Origin of the sequence: Parafrankia irregularis, assembly GCF_001536285.1 — a bacterium.
GTDB lineage: Bacteria > Actinomycetota > Actinomycetes > Frankiales > Frankiaceae > Parafrankia > Parafrankia irregularis.
The window spans coordinates 17,535-33,593 of sequence record NZ_FAOZ01000033.1 but is presented as its reverse complement, the minus strand read 5'-3'; the positions used below and the strand labels follow the sequence as shown (position 1 = coordinate 33,593).

General features: G+C 70.9%; 16 protein-coding genes. 10 read left to right on the top strand and 6 right to left on the bottom strand.

Features of this window, described 5'->3' with window-relative positions:
- Positions 1–51: 51 nt before the first annotated feature.
- Positions 52–570: a hypothetical protein gene (locus AWX74_RS31890; RefSeq protein ID WP_091284339.1), complete on the top strand. Its 519-nt coding sequence runs from the start codon at positions 52–54 to the stop codon at positions 568–570.
- A 17-nt stretch (positions 571–587) separates the two neighbouring features.
- Here the strand turns inward: AWX74_RS31890 and AWX74_RS31885 are convergent, their stop codons facing one another.
- Positions 588–1,313, bottom strand: coding sequence for a DNA alkylation repair protein (locus AWX74_RS31885; RefSeq protein WP_242666506.1), 726 nt, complete (start codon positions 1,311–1,313; stop codon positions 588–590).
- Between the two features lie 109 nt (positions 1,314–1,422).
- On the opposite strand from AWX74_RS31885, the gene AWX74_RS31880 reads away from it, so the two are divergent.
- The 4 genes from AWX74_RS31880 to purN all read left to right on the top strand — a co-directional run bounded on the left by AWX74_RS31880 (position 1,423) and on the right by purN (position 4,407).
- Positions 1,423–1,785, top strand: coding sequence for a PadR family transcriptional regulator (locus AWX74_RS31880; protein WP_054566785.1), 363 nt, complete (start codon positions 1,423–1,425; stop codon positions 1,783–1,785).
- Between the two features lies 1 nt (position 1,786).
- Positions 1,787–2,374, top strand: coding sequence for a hypothetical protein (locus AWX74_RS31875; protein WP_091284337.1), 588 nt, complete (start codon positions 1,787–1,789; stop codon positions 2,372–2,374).
- 74 nt (positions 2,375–2,448) lie between these two features.
- The gene (locus tag AWX74_RS31870; protein WP_242666505.1) at positions 2,449–3,657 is read left to right on the top strand and encodes a serine hydrolase domain-containing protein; all 1,209 of its coding nucleotides are present in this window, start codon (positions 2,449–2,451) and stop codon (positions 3,655–3,657) included.
- A gap of 117 nt (positions 3,658–3,774) precedes the next feature.
- Positions 3,775–4,407, top strand: coding sequence for a phosphoribosylglycinamide formyltransferase (gene purN / locus AWX74_RS31865; protein ID WP_091284332.1), 633 nt, complete (start codon positions 3,775–3,777; stop codon positions 4,405–4,407).
- A 70-nt stretch (positions 4,408–4,477) separates the two neighbouring features.
- On the opposite strand, the gene AWX74_RS31860 is transcribed toward purN, so the two are convergent.
- Positions 4,478–5,473, bottom strand: coding sequence for an aldo/keto reductase (locus AWX74_RS31860; RefSeq protein WP_091284331.1), 996 nt, complete (start codon positions 5,471–5,473; stop codon positions 4,478–4,480).
- Between the two features lie 172 nt (positions 5,474–5,645).
- On the opposite strand from AWX74_RS31860, the gene AWX74_RS31855 reads away from it, so the two are divergent.
- From AWX74_RS31855 to AWX74_RS31835, 4 genes are all read left to right on the top strand, one after another.
- Positions 5,646–6,512 (top strand): helix-turn-helix transcriptional regulator, encoded by an 867-nt coding sequence (locus tag AWX74_RS31855; RefSeq protein ID WP_091284330.1) that lies wholly within the window; start codon positions 5,646–5,648, stop codon positions 6,510–6,512.
- A gap of 1,016 nt (positions 6,513–7,528) precedes the next feature.
- The gene (locus tag AWX74_RS31845) at positions 7,529–9,691 is read left to right on the top strand and encodes a protein kinase domain-containing protein (protein ID WP_091284327.1); all 2,163 of its coding nucleotides are present in this window, start codon (positions 7,529–7,531) and stop codon (positions 9,689–9,691) included.
- A 213-nt stretch (positions 9,692–9,904) separates the two neighbouring features.
- On the top strand, positions 9,905–10,174 hold the full coding sequence (locus tag AWX74_RS31840; RefSeq protein WP_091284326.1) for a hypothetical protein: 270 nt from the start codon (positions 9,905–9,907) through the stop codon (positions 10,172–10,174).
- A gap of 101 nt (positions 10,175–10,275) precedes the next feature.
- Positions 10,276–11,175: an oxygenase MpaB family protein gene (locus AWX74_RS31835; protein ID WP_091284324.1), complete on the top strand. Its 900-nt coding sequence runs from the start codon at positions 10,276–10,278 to the stop codon at positions 11,173–11,175.
- Positions 11,176–11,216: 41 nt separating this feature from the next.
- Here the strand turns inward: AWX74_RS31835 and AWX74_RS31830 are convergent, their stop codons facing one another.
- Complete coding sequence (locus tag AWX74_RS31830; RefSeq protein WP_091284322.1) at positions 11,217–11,861, bottom strand: response regulator transcription factor; 645 nt, start codon at positions 11,859–11,861, stop codon at positions 11,217–11,219.
- Positions 11,858–13,120 carry a GAF domain-containing sensor histidine kinase gene (locus AWX74_RS31825; RefSeq protein ID WP_091284320.1) on the bottom strand — a complete coding sequence of 421 codons (1,263 nt, stop codon included), beginning with the start codon at positions 13,118–13,120 and terminating at the stop codon, positions 11,858–11,860. The genes AWX74_RS31830 and AWX74_RS31825 overlap by 4 nt, the downstream gene beginning before the upstream one ends.
- 211 nt (positions 13,121–13,331) lie before the next feature.
- Here AWX74_RS31825 and AWX74_RS31820 point away from each other — a divergent pair, with 211 nt between their 5' ends.
- Positions 13,332–14,873: an alpha/beta hydrolase domain-containing protein gene (locus tag AWX74_RS31820; protein WP_397312948.1), complete on the top strand. Its 1,542-nt coding sequence runs from the start codon at positions 13,332–13,334 to the stop codon at positions 14,871–14,873.
- A gap of 3 nt (positions 14,874–14,876) precedes the next feature.
- Here the strand turns inward: AWX74_RS31820 and AWX74_RS31815 are convergent, their stop codons facing one another.
- Both AWX74_RS31815 and AWX74_RS31810 read right to left on the bottom strand, forming a co-directional pair.
- Entirely contained in the window at positions 14,877–15,368 is a 492-nt protein-coding gene (locus tag AWX74_RS31815) for a TspO/MBR family protein (RefSeq protein ID WP_165615879.1), read from the bottom strand.
- A 127-nt stretch (positions 15,369–15,495) separates the two neighbouring features.
- Positions 15,496–15,912, bottom strand: coding sequence for a hypothetical protein (locus AWX74_RS31810; protein ID WP_054566773.1), 417 nt, complete (start codon positions 15,910–15,912; stop codon positions 15,496–15,498).
- Positions 15,913–16,059: the final 147 nt, after the last annotated feature.

Sequence of the window (16,059 nt, the reverse complement as noted above, 5' to 3'; positions counted from 1 at the left end):
GGGACTCGTGTCGATAAGTGGCTGTCGAGCGACCCGCGCGAGGAGGAGCCGATGGGAAGCACCGGCATGGCCGAGGCACCTGATCCGATATGCGAGCATGTCCAGGCAGCGAAGGCGGTCTACGACTACGGACAGTTCTATCTGTACTCCGGTGCCAGCGACGAGATCGACTACTCGGAGGTCGTCAACCGTGCGATCAGCAACGACGGAATCGCGCAGGACGGGTCTCTGCTGATCATTCTCTCACCGCACCAGAACAACTTCGCGATGTCGCTACGAGTAGAACAGTGGACGGCGCAACCGCCGGACGACCTCGGTCTTTGGCAGGAGGCGTTTGCCGCTTCGATCGACGTCGATGCGTTCGGACTTTTTTACGAGTCTGCGACGACAGTGCAGAATCTCCGTCTGGAGGTAGCCCCGGGCCGGTACACAGCACTCATCACCGGCCGCGGATTCGTGCAGCGCGGCTGGCCGGGCTCAACCACGCCGGGTGACGAATGGCGCGTCCGGCTGTGGCCTCGGGAACTCACCCGACGCGAACCGGCGAGGCTGAAGTCCTGGGGCGGCTGATGTCAGGCGGATGAGTTTCAGCCGATGTTCTTCAGTGCCTCGCGGCGTGAGAGAGGTGACAGGGCGTCCCCGCGGGCGGTGACGAAGCGGCGGACCTCGGTCGGGTTCGTCCAGGCGTACCGGCGCAGCGCCCATCCGATGGCCTTGCGGATGAAGAAGTCCCGGTCGTCGAGGTTGGCGTCGATGCAGGCATACAGCAGGTCCAGATCGGTCGCGGCCTTGAAGGACAGCTGGCAGATGATCGACGTCCGGCGCCGCCACAGGTCGCCGTCACGGCTCCATCGCAGCATCACCGGGCGGATCGCGGCGGGGTCCGCGGCGAGCAGCGGGCCGACCCGGCGGGAGGCGATCTCGTCGACGTAGTCCCACCAGGCACCAGTCGTGATCATCTCTTCGTAGAGGTCCAGCGTGTCCGCGCGCTGGTAGGCGCGATAGGCACGGTGACCGGTCAGGTCGATCGCCGCGTACCGCTCCTCGCGGTACTCCGCCTCCCGCCACAGCGCCCGGACGGTCGCCCGCCAGCTTGACTGGCTGGGCAGGGTCCGCTCGGCCAGGACGGGACGCAGCGCTCGTTCCCGGACGGGCTTCGGCACGCCGCGGAACAGCATCTCCGACTTCATGTACGCCCGCATGGCCGGTGCCCTCGCCGGGTCGGCGGCGCCGGCGAGCGCCGCTCGCACCGCCGCGACCAGCTGACCATCGGCCATCTCCGCACCCGTCTCGTCACGCGCCACCTTTGACATGCTGCCCGCCACCACCGCACTGAACGGTCGGCGGGTGTCCGGTCCTCGACAGCGCACTCGCCAATGCCTACTACTTGACGATGCCGAGTACCAGGCTTAGCTTGCATCCATGGCGCCGACGCATGATCCCCAACTCCTCAAGGGCGTCCTGTCACTGCTGTTGCTTCGGCTCCTCGCCGAGCGTGAGTCGTACGGCTACGAGGTCGTTCAGCGGCTGCGGCAGCTCGGCCTGACGGACATCACCGAGGGCAGCGTGTATCCGGCGCTGGCCCGCCTGGAACGCGAGGGCCGGGTGGAGGCGCGGCTGGTCGCGTCCCGATCCGGCCCGGCCCGCAAGTACTACCGGCCGACCGCGGCCGGCACCGAGGCCCTGGCAGAAGGCACCGCGAGCTGGCTGTCGCTGGCCGCGGTGGTCCACCCCACGCTCGTCCGCCCCCTCCCCGACCCACCCACCTCGACGGAGGACACCTGACATGGCCACCTCACGGGGAACTCTCGACCGGTTGCGCATCGAACGCGCCGTGTGGACGCTCGACGCCCGCCTGCAGGACCTGCCACGCAGATCCCGGATCGCCAAGCGGCGGGAGCTGCGCGACAACCTGTGGGCCGCCGCCGAGGATGTCGGCGCCCGGCAGGCCGTGCGTCAGCTCGGTGATCTGCGGGTCCTCGCGGCCGGTTATCTCGCCGCCGAATACGGCGAGCTCACCCGGCGGCCGTCCTGGGGAGCCGCGGCGCTCACCATCCTCCTCGTCGAGGTGGTGATGACCCTGCTGACGCACGTCGGAAGAGTCGCCTTCGACGCCGGGATCACCGCGAGCGACCCGCAGGCCACCGGCACCTTTCGCTGGACCGGGGTCCCCTACCTGATCAGCGACGAGACATTCACCTATCTCGACGGCACACACACATCCGTTGGCGGTGCCTGGACACCGCTGGTCTACGTGCTCATGCTCGGCGGGGCATTCGTCACCGGGCGGCTGTGGCGGCTGACGATCGCCTGGCGGCGGTACCAGACCCGGCCGGTTGTCACCGACGAGCAGAAGACCGGCGGTCACGCGTGAGGCCCGGGCCGACGGGGGCGGCGCGCCTGAGAACCGCCTCGCCCTGTCGCCGCATCAGCACGATTCTCCCGGCCGTGGCGGTCCTCCTGATCGCGGTTGTCATCTCGCCGCCGCTCGCGGGCACCGCACCCGCTCTCGCCGGCACCGCACCAGCGCCGGCCGGCTCCGCACCAACGCCGGCCGGCACCGCGGCGCAGGGGGTTTCGACGCAGCGGGCTTCCGAGCCGGCCGCATCGTCGAGCATCAGCCCTGACCTGCACACACTGCTGAGCGACGTCACCGCCGCAGGCGTTCCCGGTGTCATGATCCGGGTGCAGGACCACGACCGGATCCGCCAGGTCGCCGCGGGTGTCACGGACCTGGCCACGGGTGCCGCTTTGCGACCGCAGGCCAAGGTACGGATCGGCAGCATCACGAAGACGTTCGTCGCCACCGTGGCACTCGAGCTCGTCGGCGAGGGCCGCCTCGCCCTCGACCGGCCCGTGAAACGCTGGCTGCCGGGCCTGCTGCGCGACGGGAGCACGATCACCGTTCGGCAGCTGCTCAACCACACCAGCGGCCTGTTCGACTACACCGCCGACCCGAAGCTGCTGGCCGGCATCACCGCGAACCGGTTCTTCGACCCTGCGGACCTCGTGGCCATCGCCGAAACCCACCCGAGCTCGTTCACGCCCGGTACCGCCTGGGCGTACTCCAACACCAACTACATCGTCGCCGGCCTGCTCATCCAGGCCGTCACCCACCATTCGCTGGGCGAGGAGCTCGACCGGCGGATCTTCCGGCCGCTAAGTCTGGCTGACACCTCGTTCCCCGCCGCCACCGGGAACATTCCCGGCTATCACGCCCGCGGATACGTCCCGCCGGACCTCATTCCCGCGGCCGATGGTGGGCCGTTCGATGTGACCGGGCTCAATCCCTCGCATGCCTGGGCAGCCGGTGCCATCGTCTCCACCGTCAAGGACGTGTCACGCTTCTATCAGGCGCTGATGGACGGTGAACTGCTCAACGCCCGGATGCTCCGGCAGATGAAGACCACCACCGTGGAGGATGCCGCCGACCCGGGCTTTCGCTATGGCCTCGGGATCGAACGGGTCTCCGACCGCTGCGGAGTGAACTGGGGCCACAGCGGCGCCATCTTCGGATACCAGGCAATGGCGTTCTGGAACGAGGACACCGCCCGTACCGTCACGATGGCCAGCACCATCTATCCCGCCCCACCGACCGCGGCGGCCGCGCTCACAACCGCAGCCGATCAGGCCCCGTGCGGGACACCGCGCTCCTGACCTAACATCGCACCCCCGCCGCAGAACGCCCATAGAATCTGCGCGTGTCGAATCCCATGATTCACCCCGACGCCCCCCTGAACCCGAGGCCACGACCGATGCTCCAAGGTTCCGCGCATGGCTGACTTCCGGGTGGCGGTGTTCGCCTCGCATACCGGGACCAATCTGCAGGCACTGCACCAGGCCTCGCTGGGGCCGGATGCGGCGTTCCACCTGTCACTGGTCCTGAGTAACAACAGAGGATCTGGCGCGCTCGCCTATGCCCATACCCATGCCATACCAGCCGCGCACATGTCAGGAGCCACGCATCCCGATCCCGACCAGCTTGACACGGCTGTACGGGTGCTCCTGAACGCACATCACATCGACCTGATCGTCACGGCGGGCTATATGAAGAAGATCGGCCCAAAAACGCTGAAATCCTTCGACGGCAGAATCATCAACATACATCCTTCCCTGCTGCCACGGCACGGCGGGAGAGGCATGTACGGCAACACCGTGCATGAAGCCGTACTGGCTTCCGGCGATCACATAACCGGCCCTTCGATCCACATCGTCACGGCAGAGTACGACGAAGGTCCTGTCATCGCGCAAAAAGAACTTGCCGTCCGGCCGGACGACACCGTTGAAAGCCTCTCCGCGAGGGTTCTTTCGGCCGAACACATCCTTCTTCCCGCGGTCGTTCAGGATCTCGCCCTGCGCGCGATCGGCCGCCACGGATCAGGCGGCGTCGCGAGACAGCGGCCGTGACCACCCGAAACCTGGTGGCACATCGGCACGTACGCGGCCCGGCCTGAGCCGGGCCCACGGGCCCGGCGAGTCAGTTTCCGACGCCCAGGGAGGACATGAGGACGCTCGGGTACCGGTCGCCGCGGGCCGAGCCGGCCGGTACGGCCTTCTCGATCTCGGCGAGGTCGTCGGCGGTGAGGTTCAGGTCGAGGGCGGGCAGGGCCTCGGCCAGCCGATCGCGGGTCCGGGCTCCGACCAGGGGCACGATGTCGTCGCCCTGGGCCGCCACCCACGCGATGGCCAGCTGGGCGACGGTGGCGCCCTTCGCCGTGGCGACCTCCCGCAGCGCCTCCACCAGGTTGAGGTTGTGCTCCACGTTCCCGCTGGAGAACCGCGGGCTGTGGGCGCGGAAGTCGCCGGGGCCGGCGACCTGGCCGGCGCGCCAGTGCCCGGAGATCAGGCCCCGGCCGAGAACTCCGTACGCGGTCAGGCCGATGCCCAGCTCCCGCAGCGTGGGCAGGACCTCCTCCTCCACCGCCCGGGACACCAACGAGTACTCGATCTGCAGATCGGCGATCGGATGGACGGCGTGCGCGCGGCGGATCGTCTCGGCGTCGACCTCGGAGAGGCCCACCTGCCGCACATAGCCGGCGTCGATCATCTCCTTGATCGCGCCCACGGTCTCCTCGATCGGGACGGCCGGGTCCAGCCGTGCCGGCCGGTAGATGTCGATGTGGTCGGTGCCGAGCCTGGTCAGCGAGTAGGCCAGGAAGTTCCGGACCGCGTCGGGACGGCCGTCCTGCCCGAGGAATCGGCCGTCCGGCCCGCGCAGCCCGCCGAACTTGACGCTCAGCACATAGCTGTCGCGGTCCCGGCCACGCAGTGCCTCCTCGAGCAGCAGCTCGTTGTGGCCCATTCCGTAGAAGTCACCGGTGTCGATCAGGGTGACGCCGGCGTCCAGGGCGGCGTGCACCGTGGCGATGCTCTCCGACCGGTCGGATGCCCCGTAGGCGCCCGACATGCCCATCGCTCCCAGGCCCAGCGCGGCCACGGACGATCCGGTGCTGCCGAGAGTTCGTGTCTGCAATGTGCTCTCCTTCGCTCTCGGTCGGCCGCGAGCTGTCGTCGACCGTCGACCGTCGACCGCGGCTTTCGCTCGTCTCCACCTTGCGGCTGCCTCGGCAGATCCGGGAGAGGAGTGTTCATCGTGGGAGCGTCACTCCCTGGCTCGACTCGCTCTGCCGGGGAAGCATGCGGTTGTGCAACGTGACGAACTCGCCGACTTCCTGCGGCGGCGCCGCGAGGCGATCCGCCCGGCCGAGGTGGGCCTGGCCGACGGCCCGCGGCGGCGCACCACCGGCCTGCGCCGGGAGGAGGTGGCCATGCTCGCTGGCATGTCGGTCGACTACGTGGTGCGCCTTGAGCAGGGCCGCAGCAGCCAGCCGTCCACCCAGCTGCTGGGTGCGCTGGCCCGGGCGCTGCGACTGTCCGACGACGAGCGCGATCATCTGTTCCATCTGGCCGGGCACCTGCCACCTCCCGCCGCCAGCCGGGCCCGGCTGGCCCGCGCCGGCCTGGTGCGCATGCTCGACCTGCTCGGCGACACACCGGCCCTGGTGATTTCCGACCTGGGCGAGACCCTGGCCCACAACCGCGCCGGTCTGCTCCTGACCGGCGATTACAGCGGTTTCGTGGGCGACCAGCGCTACCTGATCTACCGCTGGTTCACCAGTCCTACCACCCGCGAAGCCCACTCACCGGAGGAGCACGAGCACCAGTCCAGACAGCTCGTTGCCGACCTGCGCGCGACCGCAGGGCGGCGCTCCGGCGACCCGGAGGTCACCGGGCTCGTCGAGCGGCTGCAGGCCGCCAGCGCCGACTTCCGCCAGCGCTGGGCCGAGCACGAGGTGGCGGTCCGACGCGCCGACCGCAAGACGCTGCACCATCCGCGGGTGGGCCGTCTGCTGATGGACTGCGAGACCCTGGTCACCCCGGACCAGGGTCAGCTGCTGCTGGTGTTGACCCCGGCGGACACCGAATCACGTGAACGCCTCGAACTGCTGCTCGTCCTGGGTATCGAGAATTTCCCGACGGGCGGGACGAGCGAACCAGGCCGGGTTCTCTGATCACCCCAGCGGTCGAGCCCAGGCGCGCGGCTCGGAGTTGAGGATTTTCGTCGTCCCAGAGCGTGTGGCGCAGAATCCCGAGAAGTGGCGGATCCGGCCCCCGATATCGACCTGACTGTCCGAGCCCACCCGCCGCACGGTGCCCCATCGAGGATGCCGCACCGCCGGACCGCGCGGCCATTTCACGCCGATATCGACAAAAGGGCGGGAGCGACTTGACAATCCGCAAGAAGTGAGGATTTCGGTTGCGGCAGCAGCCACAATCCTCAACCCTTGCTCGGAAGCGGCGGCGGTAGCGGCTCCACTCGTGCTCGGCAGCAGCGGTAGCAGCGACAGCCCGAAGATCGGGATCCTGCTACACACTCCCATACTGGTACAAATCCTGCACTTGTCATAGCCTGCCGGGCGAGGCTGTTGCCGCTGGCGCCACAGCGGCCGTCGGGAGGCGAGTAGCCCGCCCCGTTCCGGGGGCGATGTGGTAGTAGCCGGCGCCGCGTTTGCGGTTAATCAACAACAGCCCGCTGGGGCTGAGCGCCGGGAGCTGGTGTGCACATCCACGGCCCGTTGTCGACCGGCTATCGGCTGCCCGATAGGTCCACAACCCGATTCCCGAACGCCGCGTCTTTGAAGGCGAAGCCACGAAGATGTAACGACGGAAACGGTGCCCTGCACCGATGTTGACTCGGCCGTGCGGAGGCGTTGTGGACGTACGTGAGAACGCCCCGGCGTCCGGTGCGACGGGGCGGAACGCCAGCGGGAATTCTCCGGTCGACGCGGGTAGCACGCGCCGGCCGGGAATCACGCCGACGCCTGGCGGGAATGTCGGCCCTGTTGGCGGCGGTCGCCCTGTTGGCCGCGGCCCGGTTCGCGGCGATCGCCCTGTTGGCGGCGGCCCCGTTGGCGTTGGTGCTGGCGGCGGCAGCCCAGTCGGCGGTGGTGGTGCTGGCGGTGGTGCTGTTGACGGCGGTGGCGCGACCCACCCTGGCACCAAACCGCTGCTTGCCACCGATCCTCGGGTGCTGGGGCGGTACCGGCTGCTTGGCCGGCTCGGCGCAGGTGGGATGGGGACCGTCTACCTGGCCACTCCCCGCGCCGGCCAGGCTGGCACCACCGCCACCGCCACCACCACCGTCGGCGGCGCCAGCGACGCCAAGGCCGCCGCAGGCAGCACGACCGACCGTCTGGTGGCGCTGAAGGTGATCCGGGCGGAGTTCGCGCAGCTGCCCGAGTACCGGTCCCGCTTCCGGCGTGAGGCCGACCTCGCCCGCCGGGTCGCGCGGTTCTGCACCGCCGAGGTGCTCGACGTCGTCGACCCGCCCGACGGGGCGCCCTACCTGGTCACCGAGTACGTGGCAGGGCCGACGCTCTACCAGGCGGTCGCGGCGAACGGGCCGCTCGCGTCGGGTGATCTCGAGCGTGTCGCGGTGAGCGTCGCGGCCGCCCTGACGGCCATCCACGGCGCGGGTCTCGTGCATCGGGACCTCAAGCCGGCGAACGTTCTGCTTTCCTCGCTCGGCCCGCGGGTGATCGATTTCGGCGTGGCGCTGGCCGCCGACAGCACATCCCAGGTCGGCGAGAGAATGGTCGGGACGCCGGCCTTCATGGCACCGGAGCAGGTGACCGGCACGGAGGTCACCGGCGCCGCCGACGTGTTCGCCTGGGGCGGCCTGGTGCTTTTCGCGGGGACCGGTCGCCTGCCGTTCGGGGACGGACCCTCGCCGGCGCAGATGTTCCGGGTCATGCACAGCGATCCGAACGTGGCCGGCCTCGACCCGGCGCTCACCGAGGTCGTGCGGGACGCGATGCGCCGCGACCCACGCAGCCGTCCGAGTGCCGACGAACTGCTGAGCCGCCTGGTGCGGCTGGGCGCGGTGCCGGCTCCGGGCGGCGGCGGGCTGATGGCGTCTCCGGCGGTGGCGGCGGCGGCCCGCGACAGCGCCTCCGACTGGCTCACCGACCTGGCCCTGGTCTCACCGGCAACGCCGGCTGCCGGCACGCCAGCCTCCGGCACACCGGCGCCCGCCACGCCGGCGCCCGGCGCCGCGGGACGGAACACGCCGCCGCCCGGGTCGCCCCACGCTCCCGCACCCGGCTGGGCGGATTCCGGCGACCGACGTTCCGCGGAGCCCGACGTCACGATGGTCGCCCCAGCGGGCAGGCCGGCGGCCGGCTCGCCCCAGGAGCGCCCGGCCGCGCGGCGGGGCCGCCGACGGGTTGTCCCGGTCCTGGTGGTGGCACTGGCGACGTTGCTGGTGGCCGCCGGGGCCGCTGCCGTCCAGCTGCTGCCGACCGGCTCGGATGGCCGGCTACCCACGGCCGAGGCAACCGTCAGGAGCACCGACGGCGGCAGCCGGGACCGGGAGGAGCCGGGCAGCACCGGTCCGACGGTTTCGACGGTTTCGACGGGACAGCCGGATGACCCATCCGCGACCGCCGGCGACGTCGGGAGCTCACCGGCCCCCGGCGACATGGAGGGTTACCGGCCTGGCCCGCCCGCCAGGCGCGCCACCGTTCCCAACGTGGTCGGCGAGCCGATCGGCCGCGCTGAGGATCGGCTGCGCGCGGCCGGCTTCTCGCACTTCCAACGGGACTACCGCCTGGATCAGGCCGCTGTGGACGTCGTCACAGCCACCGACCCGGTCTCCGGCACCTCGGCCAACACAGAAACGATCTTCATCCTCACCGTCTCGTCCGGCCGCGGCCACACCACGGTCAGCGACTTCATCGGCCGCACCGAACGGGACGTCCGCACCGGCCTGGCCAGCTCCGGGCTGAAGATGAACCTGGTGGTGAACAACGGCCCCTCCGCCCAGGGCGCCGGGCTGGTGGAGAAGACCGACCCGCCCGCGGGAACCCAGGTGGCCTTTGACACCACCGTGACGGTCACCATCGCGAGCACGCAGGTCAACGTGCCCGACGTGGTCGGCCGCAGCCGGTCCGACGCCCGGACGACGCTCACCGGCTACGGCTTCGACGTGGTCGAGCAGAACCAGGCCAGCGACCGGCCTGTGGGCACGGTGCTGTCCCAGTCTCCGGCCTCCGGGCTCGTCACACGCGGCGCGACGGTCAGCCTCGTCCTCGCCGGCCCGCCCAGCGGCGGCAGCACCGACGGATCTGGCGGCACCGCGGGTTCCGGCACCAACCCGGGCAGTTCCGACGCACCGTCGACCGCGAGATAGCGGGGGCAGGCACTGGGCCTCGGAGAAGTGGCGGGCCTGCGCGGCGGGGCTGCACCTGAAATGGACACCTACGCCTATGTCAGGTTGTCCGACCGGCCGGTCAGTGTTCGTAACCTGCGGCTGCGGGAATGGGACCTACCCAAACGGGCTAGTACATCCAGGCCAACCCTTGACGGCCGGATGCTTTCGAGAACATTGCGAGGTGTCCACAGCGTGGTCTTCATCGTTCTGCTGTTTCCGCTGGCGCTCCTGGCGATGACAACACTCATGGACGCGGTCGAGGACCTGCTGAGCTCGCTGATGACGCCGGCACGACGACGCGGACTCGCCGGGGCGGCACAGAGGCGGCGCAGGACCGAGAGCGCCGTACGGGCAGCGGCACCTGCGCCAGCGGCCGCACCGCCGAGGCGGGCCGTCGACCGGCGTCCCGTGCTGCCCGCCGAGTACGACGCCCCGACGGCGCAGGCCGCGGGCTGGTACTGAGCAGACGGGCCGGCGTTCAGACCGGGACAGGCGGCAGACGGCCCTGTCCGATTTGCTACATATCAACGACCTGGCTTGGCCCACCGCCAATACTCGGCCGAATGATCGCTACCGGTGGCGGGTGCGGGAGCCTCAGGAGTAGAAGGAGTCGCCGGGGTCACGGCGGGCGCGAGATCAGCACAGCCGGCCTCGATCCCGACCGGGACTGGCTTGAGATCGTCCGGCTCCTCATCTTCCACGAGTTTCCCTGGGATGCGCGGACCGCCGGCAAGCTGACGATCTGGCACCTGTTCGCGGTCCCGAGCACGGCGAGTGTCGTCGGCTCGATCGACGCGCTCGCCGAGCGGGCGGAGGAAACCTCGCTCACCTTCGGCGACCTGCTCGAGCACGGCTTCGAGTCACCGGTCGGGCGGGACGTCCTGCGCATGGTGAACAGGGCGCACCGCGGATGGGGAATCACCGACGGCGATCAGTGTTACGCCATCGCGTCACTGGCGGTGACGCTGGTGCGCTGGCTGAACCGGTACGGATGGCGTGCGCCCACCCCGGACGAGCGCTCCGCCATAGCGCGGTTCTACCTGGAGCTGGGGCGGCGGATGGGCGTGCGCGGCCTGCCGGCCGACTACGACGGCCTCGCCGCCTACCTCGCCCGGTGGGAACGCGACCGGGCGGCGTACTCACCGCTCGGGGAACGCATCAGCGAGGCGACCATCGCGCTGGCCGAGTCACAGCTGCCACGGCCGCTGGCGCCCCTGGTCCGGCCGTTCGTCGCGACGCTTCTCGAACCGCAGGTCCGCGCGGGAGTCGGCCTCGCGCTCCCGCCGGTGCCGGTCCGCGTGGCCATCCATGCCGTTCTCCGTGCCCGGGCGACGGTCGTCCGCCGGCTCCCGCCCCGCCGCCACGCCACCACCCCGCGCACGAGGCGGCGACACCGCGACACCCGGCGCGCACGGCTGCGGCCTGCGCACACCGCCGGCGTGGTCTCTCCCGGCCACGGGTAGTGCCCTGCCGCCAAGGCCTGTTGCCGGGCGAATGCCGAGCCTCAGAGGAGGCCGAGCTCGTGCGCACGGGCGAGCGCCTCGACCCGGTTGCGTGCTCCGAGCTTCTCCATCAGGCGCTGGAGATAGGTCTTCACGGTGTTGCGGGTCAGGCCGAGGGCGTCGGCGATCTCCGGGTTGGTCTGCCCCATCGCGACCCGGCGGAGAATGTCGTACTCGCGCCGGGTGATCCCGCGACCCCCGAGTCCGTGGCGGGCCGTGACGGCGCCGGCATCGGTCTCGATGCCGGCGGTGACGCCCCGCTCCCCGTTGACGACCTTGCGGATCGCGTCCACCAGGTCGGCGCGTTCGACGTCCTTCACGACGACGCCGTGCGCTCCGGCGGCGAGCGCGGCCTCGACCGCGGCGTGATCGGGGTAGGCGGTGAACAGGATGACCTTGAGCGAAGGCGTGCCGGCGAGCAGGCCGGCGGTCGTCTCGGGTCCCAGCATGTCCGGCATGCGCAGATCGAGCAGGACGATGTCGGGCTGCAGCCTGGCTGCTGCCGCGATGGCGTCCCGGCCGGTGCGGGCGTACCCGACGACGTCCAGCCACGACGTGCGCTGCAGTGCGAGGGTGACGCCGTCCAGGACGACGGGATGGTCGTCGGCGACGAGCACCTTCACCGTCCGGGCCGTTCCCGTCGTCATGTCGGCAGCCAGGCGTGGACCATCGTCCCGCCATCGGAGCTCGGTTCGATCCGCATGGTCCCGCCGACCCGACCCATCCGTTCGCTCATGCTGACCAGGCCCAGCCCTCGGGGCGCGACCGGCGGGGCGCCGGGGAGCGTGCCGGCCAGTGCACCCGGCCGTGCCTCCGGTGGTGCGTCGGGTGACGCGTCCGGTGATGCGTCCGGTGACGCGTCCGACCGCGCGCCGGCAGCGGACGGATCGACGCCGACGCCGTCGTCGGCGATCACGACCGTGACTCCGCCCGCGGCCGCGAAGACGGACACGACGACGGACGACGCGCCTGCGTGCTTCTCGGCGTTCACCAGGGCCTCGCGGGTCACGTCCGCGAGTGCTCCGGTCTGGGCGGTGGACAGCTCGGGAAGGTCGGTCAGGGTGAGCACACGGGCGGGTATGGCGGTCCGCTCGCTGAACGCACGGCAGTGCTCGCGTAACGCCACATCGAGCGCGAGGCGCCGCGGCGCGGCGGACAGGACCCGCATGGACCCGCGCAGAGCAGCCGCGGCCTGCGCGGTCTGGGCCTCGATCGTGGCGAGGCGGGAACGGACCTCCGGGTCGAGACCAGGGTCCGCGGCCAGCCGCTGGATGCCGGCGCCGATCGTGAACAGCAGCGCGCCGACCCCGTCGTGCATCTCCAGCGCCAGACGGCGCCGTTCCTCGTGCACCGCGACCTCGGCGGCGTGCCGGGCACGTTCCGCGACGATCTGGGCGGTGGCCAGTGTGCTGGCCGCGCCTTCCAACCGACCGACGGTGAGGTCGCTGTACTCGGTCTCCCGCCGGCTGGCGCCGTACAGCACGCCCAGCAGCCGGCCCTCGGCGACGACCGGCACGGCGACCATGGAGACGAGCCGCTCCCGGGAGACATGCCAGGCGAAATCGTTCGTGATCTCCCGCGCACCGACGTAGTCACGGACCCACATCGGCCGGCCCGACGCCATCACGACACCCCCGAGACCCACGCCACGGGGCACGATCAGGCCGCGCAGGACGTTCGTCCTGAGATTCACCGGGTTCCCGAGCGCGAGCACGTCGCTGCCGGCCGGCAGGCCGACCCAGGCCACATCGACGCCGGCGGTGTCGGGGACGGTGGTGACCACCCGGCGAATGGCCGTGTCACGGTCGAGCGACGCGACGATCTCCATGTACTCCCGCTCGGCGGCGGCCAACCGCTGCCTCGGCGAGGCGTGCGGAGACAGCGGAGACCTGCGCTCGCTGACCATCACGCCCCTGCCCTCCGATCATGTCGGCTGGGGCGGATTATCGACTCCGAACCGTGCCACCCGCACCCGTTGGGCGGCCTGCCTCCCACGGTCTCCGTCTGGAGACCTCCATCCGGGCGTCTCCGGATGCCGATAGCGCCCCCGCAGCGTTGATCGCCAGACTGCCGGAATCACGTTGGAGGCGTTTCGCCCCGGTGCGAGGTGGTTACCGATGAAGGTTCACGACAGAGCCGATCAGGGCGCATTATCCGGAAACCGATCCCGCTCGGCACCACGCTGGCGACGGTTGCTGACGCTGGCCCTCACCTGCATCGTCATGGTGCCGCTCGCGGCCTGCCTGCCGCCCACCCCCGGCGAACCCGGTGGTCCCGGTGGGCCCGCGCCCGGTCCGGCGGCGGACCTGTCGCAGGAGCTGACCGGCGGCAACGGCGCGTTCATCGGCACCGCGATCCCCGTCGATCTCGCGCAGGCCGGTTACGTGCAGCACGAGTACGCCGCCACGGGCACCGCGACGTCGTACCAGGCGGTCGGCGGGCTGAGCACGGACGGCCGGTGGAACTTCCAGCCGGACACGACCGCGCCGTACCGCACGCGGGTGCTGGTGCGCGAGCCGGCGGACGCCGCGCGGCTCAGCGGCACGGTCGTCGTGGAATGGCTCAACGTCAGCGGCGGTGTCGACGCCGACGCCGAGTGGGCGAACGTCCACGAGGAGATCATCCGGGCAGGGCACATCTGGGTCGGCGTGTCGGCCCAGCGGCTCGGCATCGAGGGCGGGCAGGTGCTCGTCACACTTCCCGCGGCCGGGTCGGAGCTGGCCGGCAAGGGTCTGAAGGCCATCGACCCGGCCCGCTACGGCTCGCTGAACCACCCCGGTGACGGCTTCGCGTACGACATCTTCACCCAGGTCGCGCGCGGTCTGCGGGCCGGCGCCGCGATCGGCGGAACCCAGCCGCGGAAGATCATCGCCGCGGGCCAGTCACAGTCGGCGTTCGCGATGGTCACCTACTACAACGGCGTCCAGCCGCTGACCGGCGCGTTCGACGGCTTCTACGTGCACAGCCGGGGGGCGTCCAGCCTGCCCCTCGTCGGGGCCGGGCAGAACGCGGAACTGACCAGCGCACTGCTCGCCGGATCCACCGCCACGTTCCGCACCGACCAGGCCGCGCCGGTGATGGACGTCCAGGCCGAGTCGGACCTGACCAGCATCCTCGGGTCCGCCAAGGCACGGCAGCCCGACAGCGACCGTTTCCGCCTCTGGGAGGTCGCCGGAACGGCGCACGCCGACGCCCACCTGCTCGGCGCCAACGCACAGAACGTCGACTGCGGCGCGCCGATCAACGACGGGCCGCTGCACGTCGTCCTCAAGGCCGCCCTGCACGCGCTCGAGGGCTGGCTGACAACCGGCCAGCCGCCGGCCGCCGCACCGCGGATCACCACCGACGACGGGCTGTTCCCCTCCGTCCGCCGCGACGCGGACGGCATCGCCCTCGGCGGGGTCCGCACACCGCCCGTCGACGTGCCGGCCGTCGTCCTGTCCGGCGATCCGGGACCGAAGCTGTCCCCGATCTGCCTGCTGATCGGCTCGACGAAGCCACTGGACGCATCCCGCCTCGCGGCGCTGTATCCGTCCCGGGCGGACTACGAGCAGCGTTACGCCGCCGGTATCGAGGCCGCCATCGGCGCCGGGTTCGTTCTCACCGACGACCGCAGTGCCCTGGCCGCCTACGCCAGGCCGGATCTCGTCGCCGGCTGACAGTCAACCGGAACCGGCTTCCTGCGCCGATGGGTTGCGGGCCGCGATCGCGGCGTTGAGCGCGGTCGCGAAGCCCGTCCAGGTCAGGTAAGGCAGCAGGGCCACCCCGGCGGAGCGGTCCGCGTGCCAGGCCCGGCGTAGAAGATCGACGTTGGAGGCGTCAAGGGCGAGGATCTCCGCGAACGCGAGGCCTGGGCTTCGGACCCGGAAGAACAGCGGAGTCCAGGCGGCGTTCAGGAGCAGGTTGATCCCGAAGGCACGGCGCAGGCGGCGCCGGTGGTCGTCGCCGGCCGTGCCGTCGAGCGCCCGGGCGCCGGCGAACGCGATCAGAAGGTAGATCGGTGTCCAGACCGCGGGGAAGGCCGACCGTGGCGGCTGCCAGGCGGGTTTGTCCAACGACAGGTACCAGGACGAGTCGGGTCTGGTCGCGACCGCGCCGGCGCCAGCCGCGACCGCTGTGGCGATACTCGTCCTGACCAGGGTCCACTTACTCACCCAGGTCACGTACCCGCTCACCCAGGTCAGGTACCCGCCACCGGCCCGGTCCGACACACCGGCGTGCTGTCCCAGCAACCGCTGGTGAGAGTCCGGGCGCGTGCCAGCCGCTCCCGGGGTTTCCTGCTCAGGGCAGCGGTCGGTCGACGAGCGGGATCAGCCGGGAATCCGCCAGCGCGGCCGTGCGGTGGCCGACACCGGCGAGATAGCCCTCGTTCGAGGCGAACGCGAGGAAGTCGGCCACACCGCCCTGGCGGATCAGCATGACGAGGTCCCAACGCTCGTCTGTCGGGCCGACGAACGGGTGGCCGCCGACACCGAAGAACTCGACCGAGCCTCCGCTGGCCGCCAGGTACGGCAGGGTGTGCCGCACGTAGCGGTCGTAGGCGAGGTGGCCCGGGATCGGCTCCGGCGGCGCGAGGTCCGGGTGAGCCGAGTAGTCGGCCCAGTCACGGAACCGGAGCAGGTTCAACATCGTGAACGGCCCCTCGATACCGCGGGCGAAGAACAGCCGGGCGTTCTCGTCCGACGGGTCCAGGTACACAGGCGAACAGTAACAGCGCGGCGGCGGCGCTCAGGCCGCCGGATCGCGCCGCGGTCAAGCTGCGATCGGGGCGGCCCTCACGGCTCTGGCCGTCGGGCGCCCCCTGGGAGCACGGCCGCTGGTCCACCAGACAGAGCGCTGGGTGGG

Coding starts and splice junctions, on each gene's coding strand:
- AWX74_RS31875 (WP_091284337.1), top strand. CDS start 1,787: ATGGCCACCTCACGGGGAACTCTCGACCGGTTGCGCATCGAACGCGCC.
- purN (WP_091284332.1), top strand. CDS start 3,775: ATGGCTGACTTCCGGGTGGCGGTGTTCGCCTCGCATACCGGGACCAAT.
- AWX74_RS31830 (WP_091284322.1), bottom strand. CDS start 11,861: ATGACGACGGGAACGGCCCGGACGGTGAAGGTGCTCGTCGCCGACGAC.
- AWX74_RS31885 (WP_242666506.1), bottom strand. CDS start 1,313: ATGTCAAAGGTGGCGCGTGACGAGACGGGTGCGGAGATGGCCGATGGT.
- AWX74_RS31820 (WP_397312948.1), top strand. CDS start 13,332: ATGAAGGTTCACGACAGAGCCGATCAGGGCGCATTATCCGGAAACCGA.
- AWX74_RS31835 (WP_091284324.1), top strand. CDS start 10,276: ATGATCGCTACCGGTGGCGGGTGCGGGAGCCTCAGGAGTAGAAGGAGT.
- AWX74_RS31890 (WP_091284339.1), top strand. CDS start 52: ATGGGAAGCACCGGCATGGCCGAGGCACCTGATCCGATATGCGAGCAT.
- AWX74_RS31880 (WP_054566785.1), top strand. CDS start 1,423: ATGGCGCCGACGCATGATCCCCAACTCCTCAAGGGCGTCCTGTCACTG.
- AWX74_RS31825 (WP_091284320.1), bottom strand. CDS start 13,120: ATGGTCAGCGAGCGCAGGTCTCCGCTGTCTCCGCACGCCTCGCCGAGG.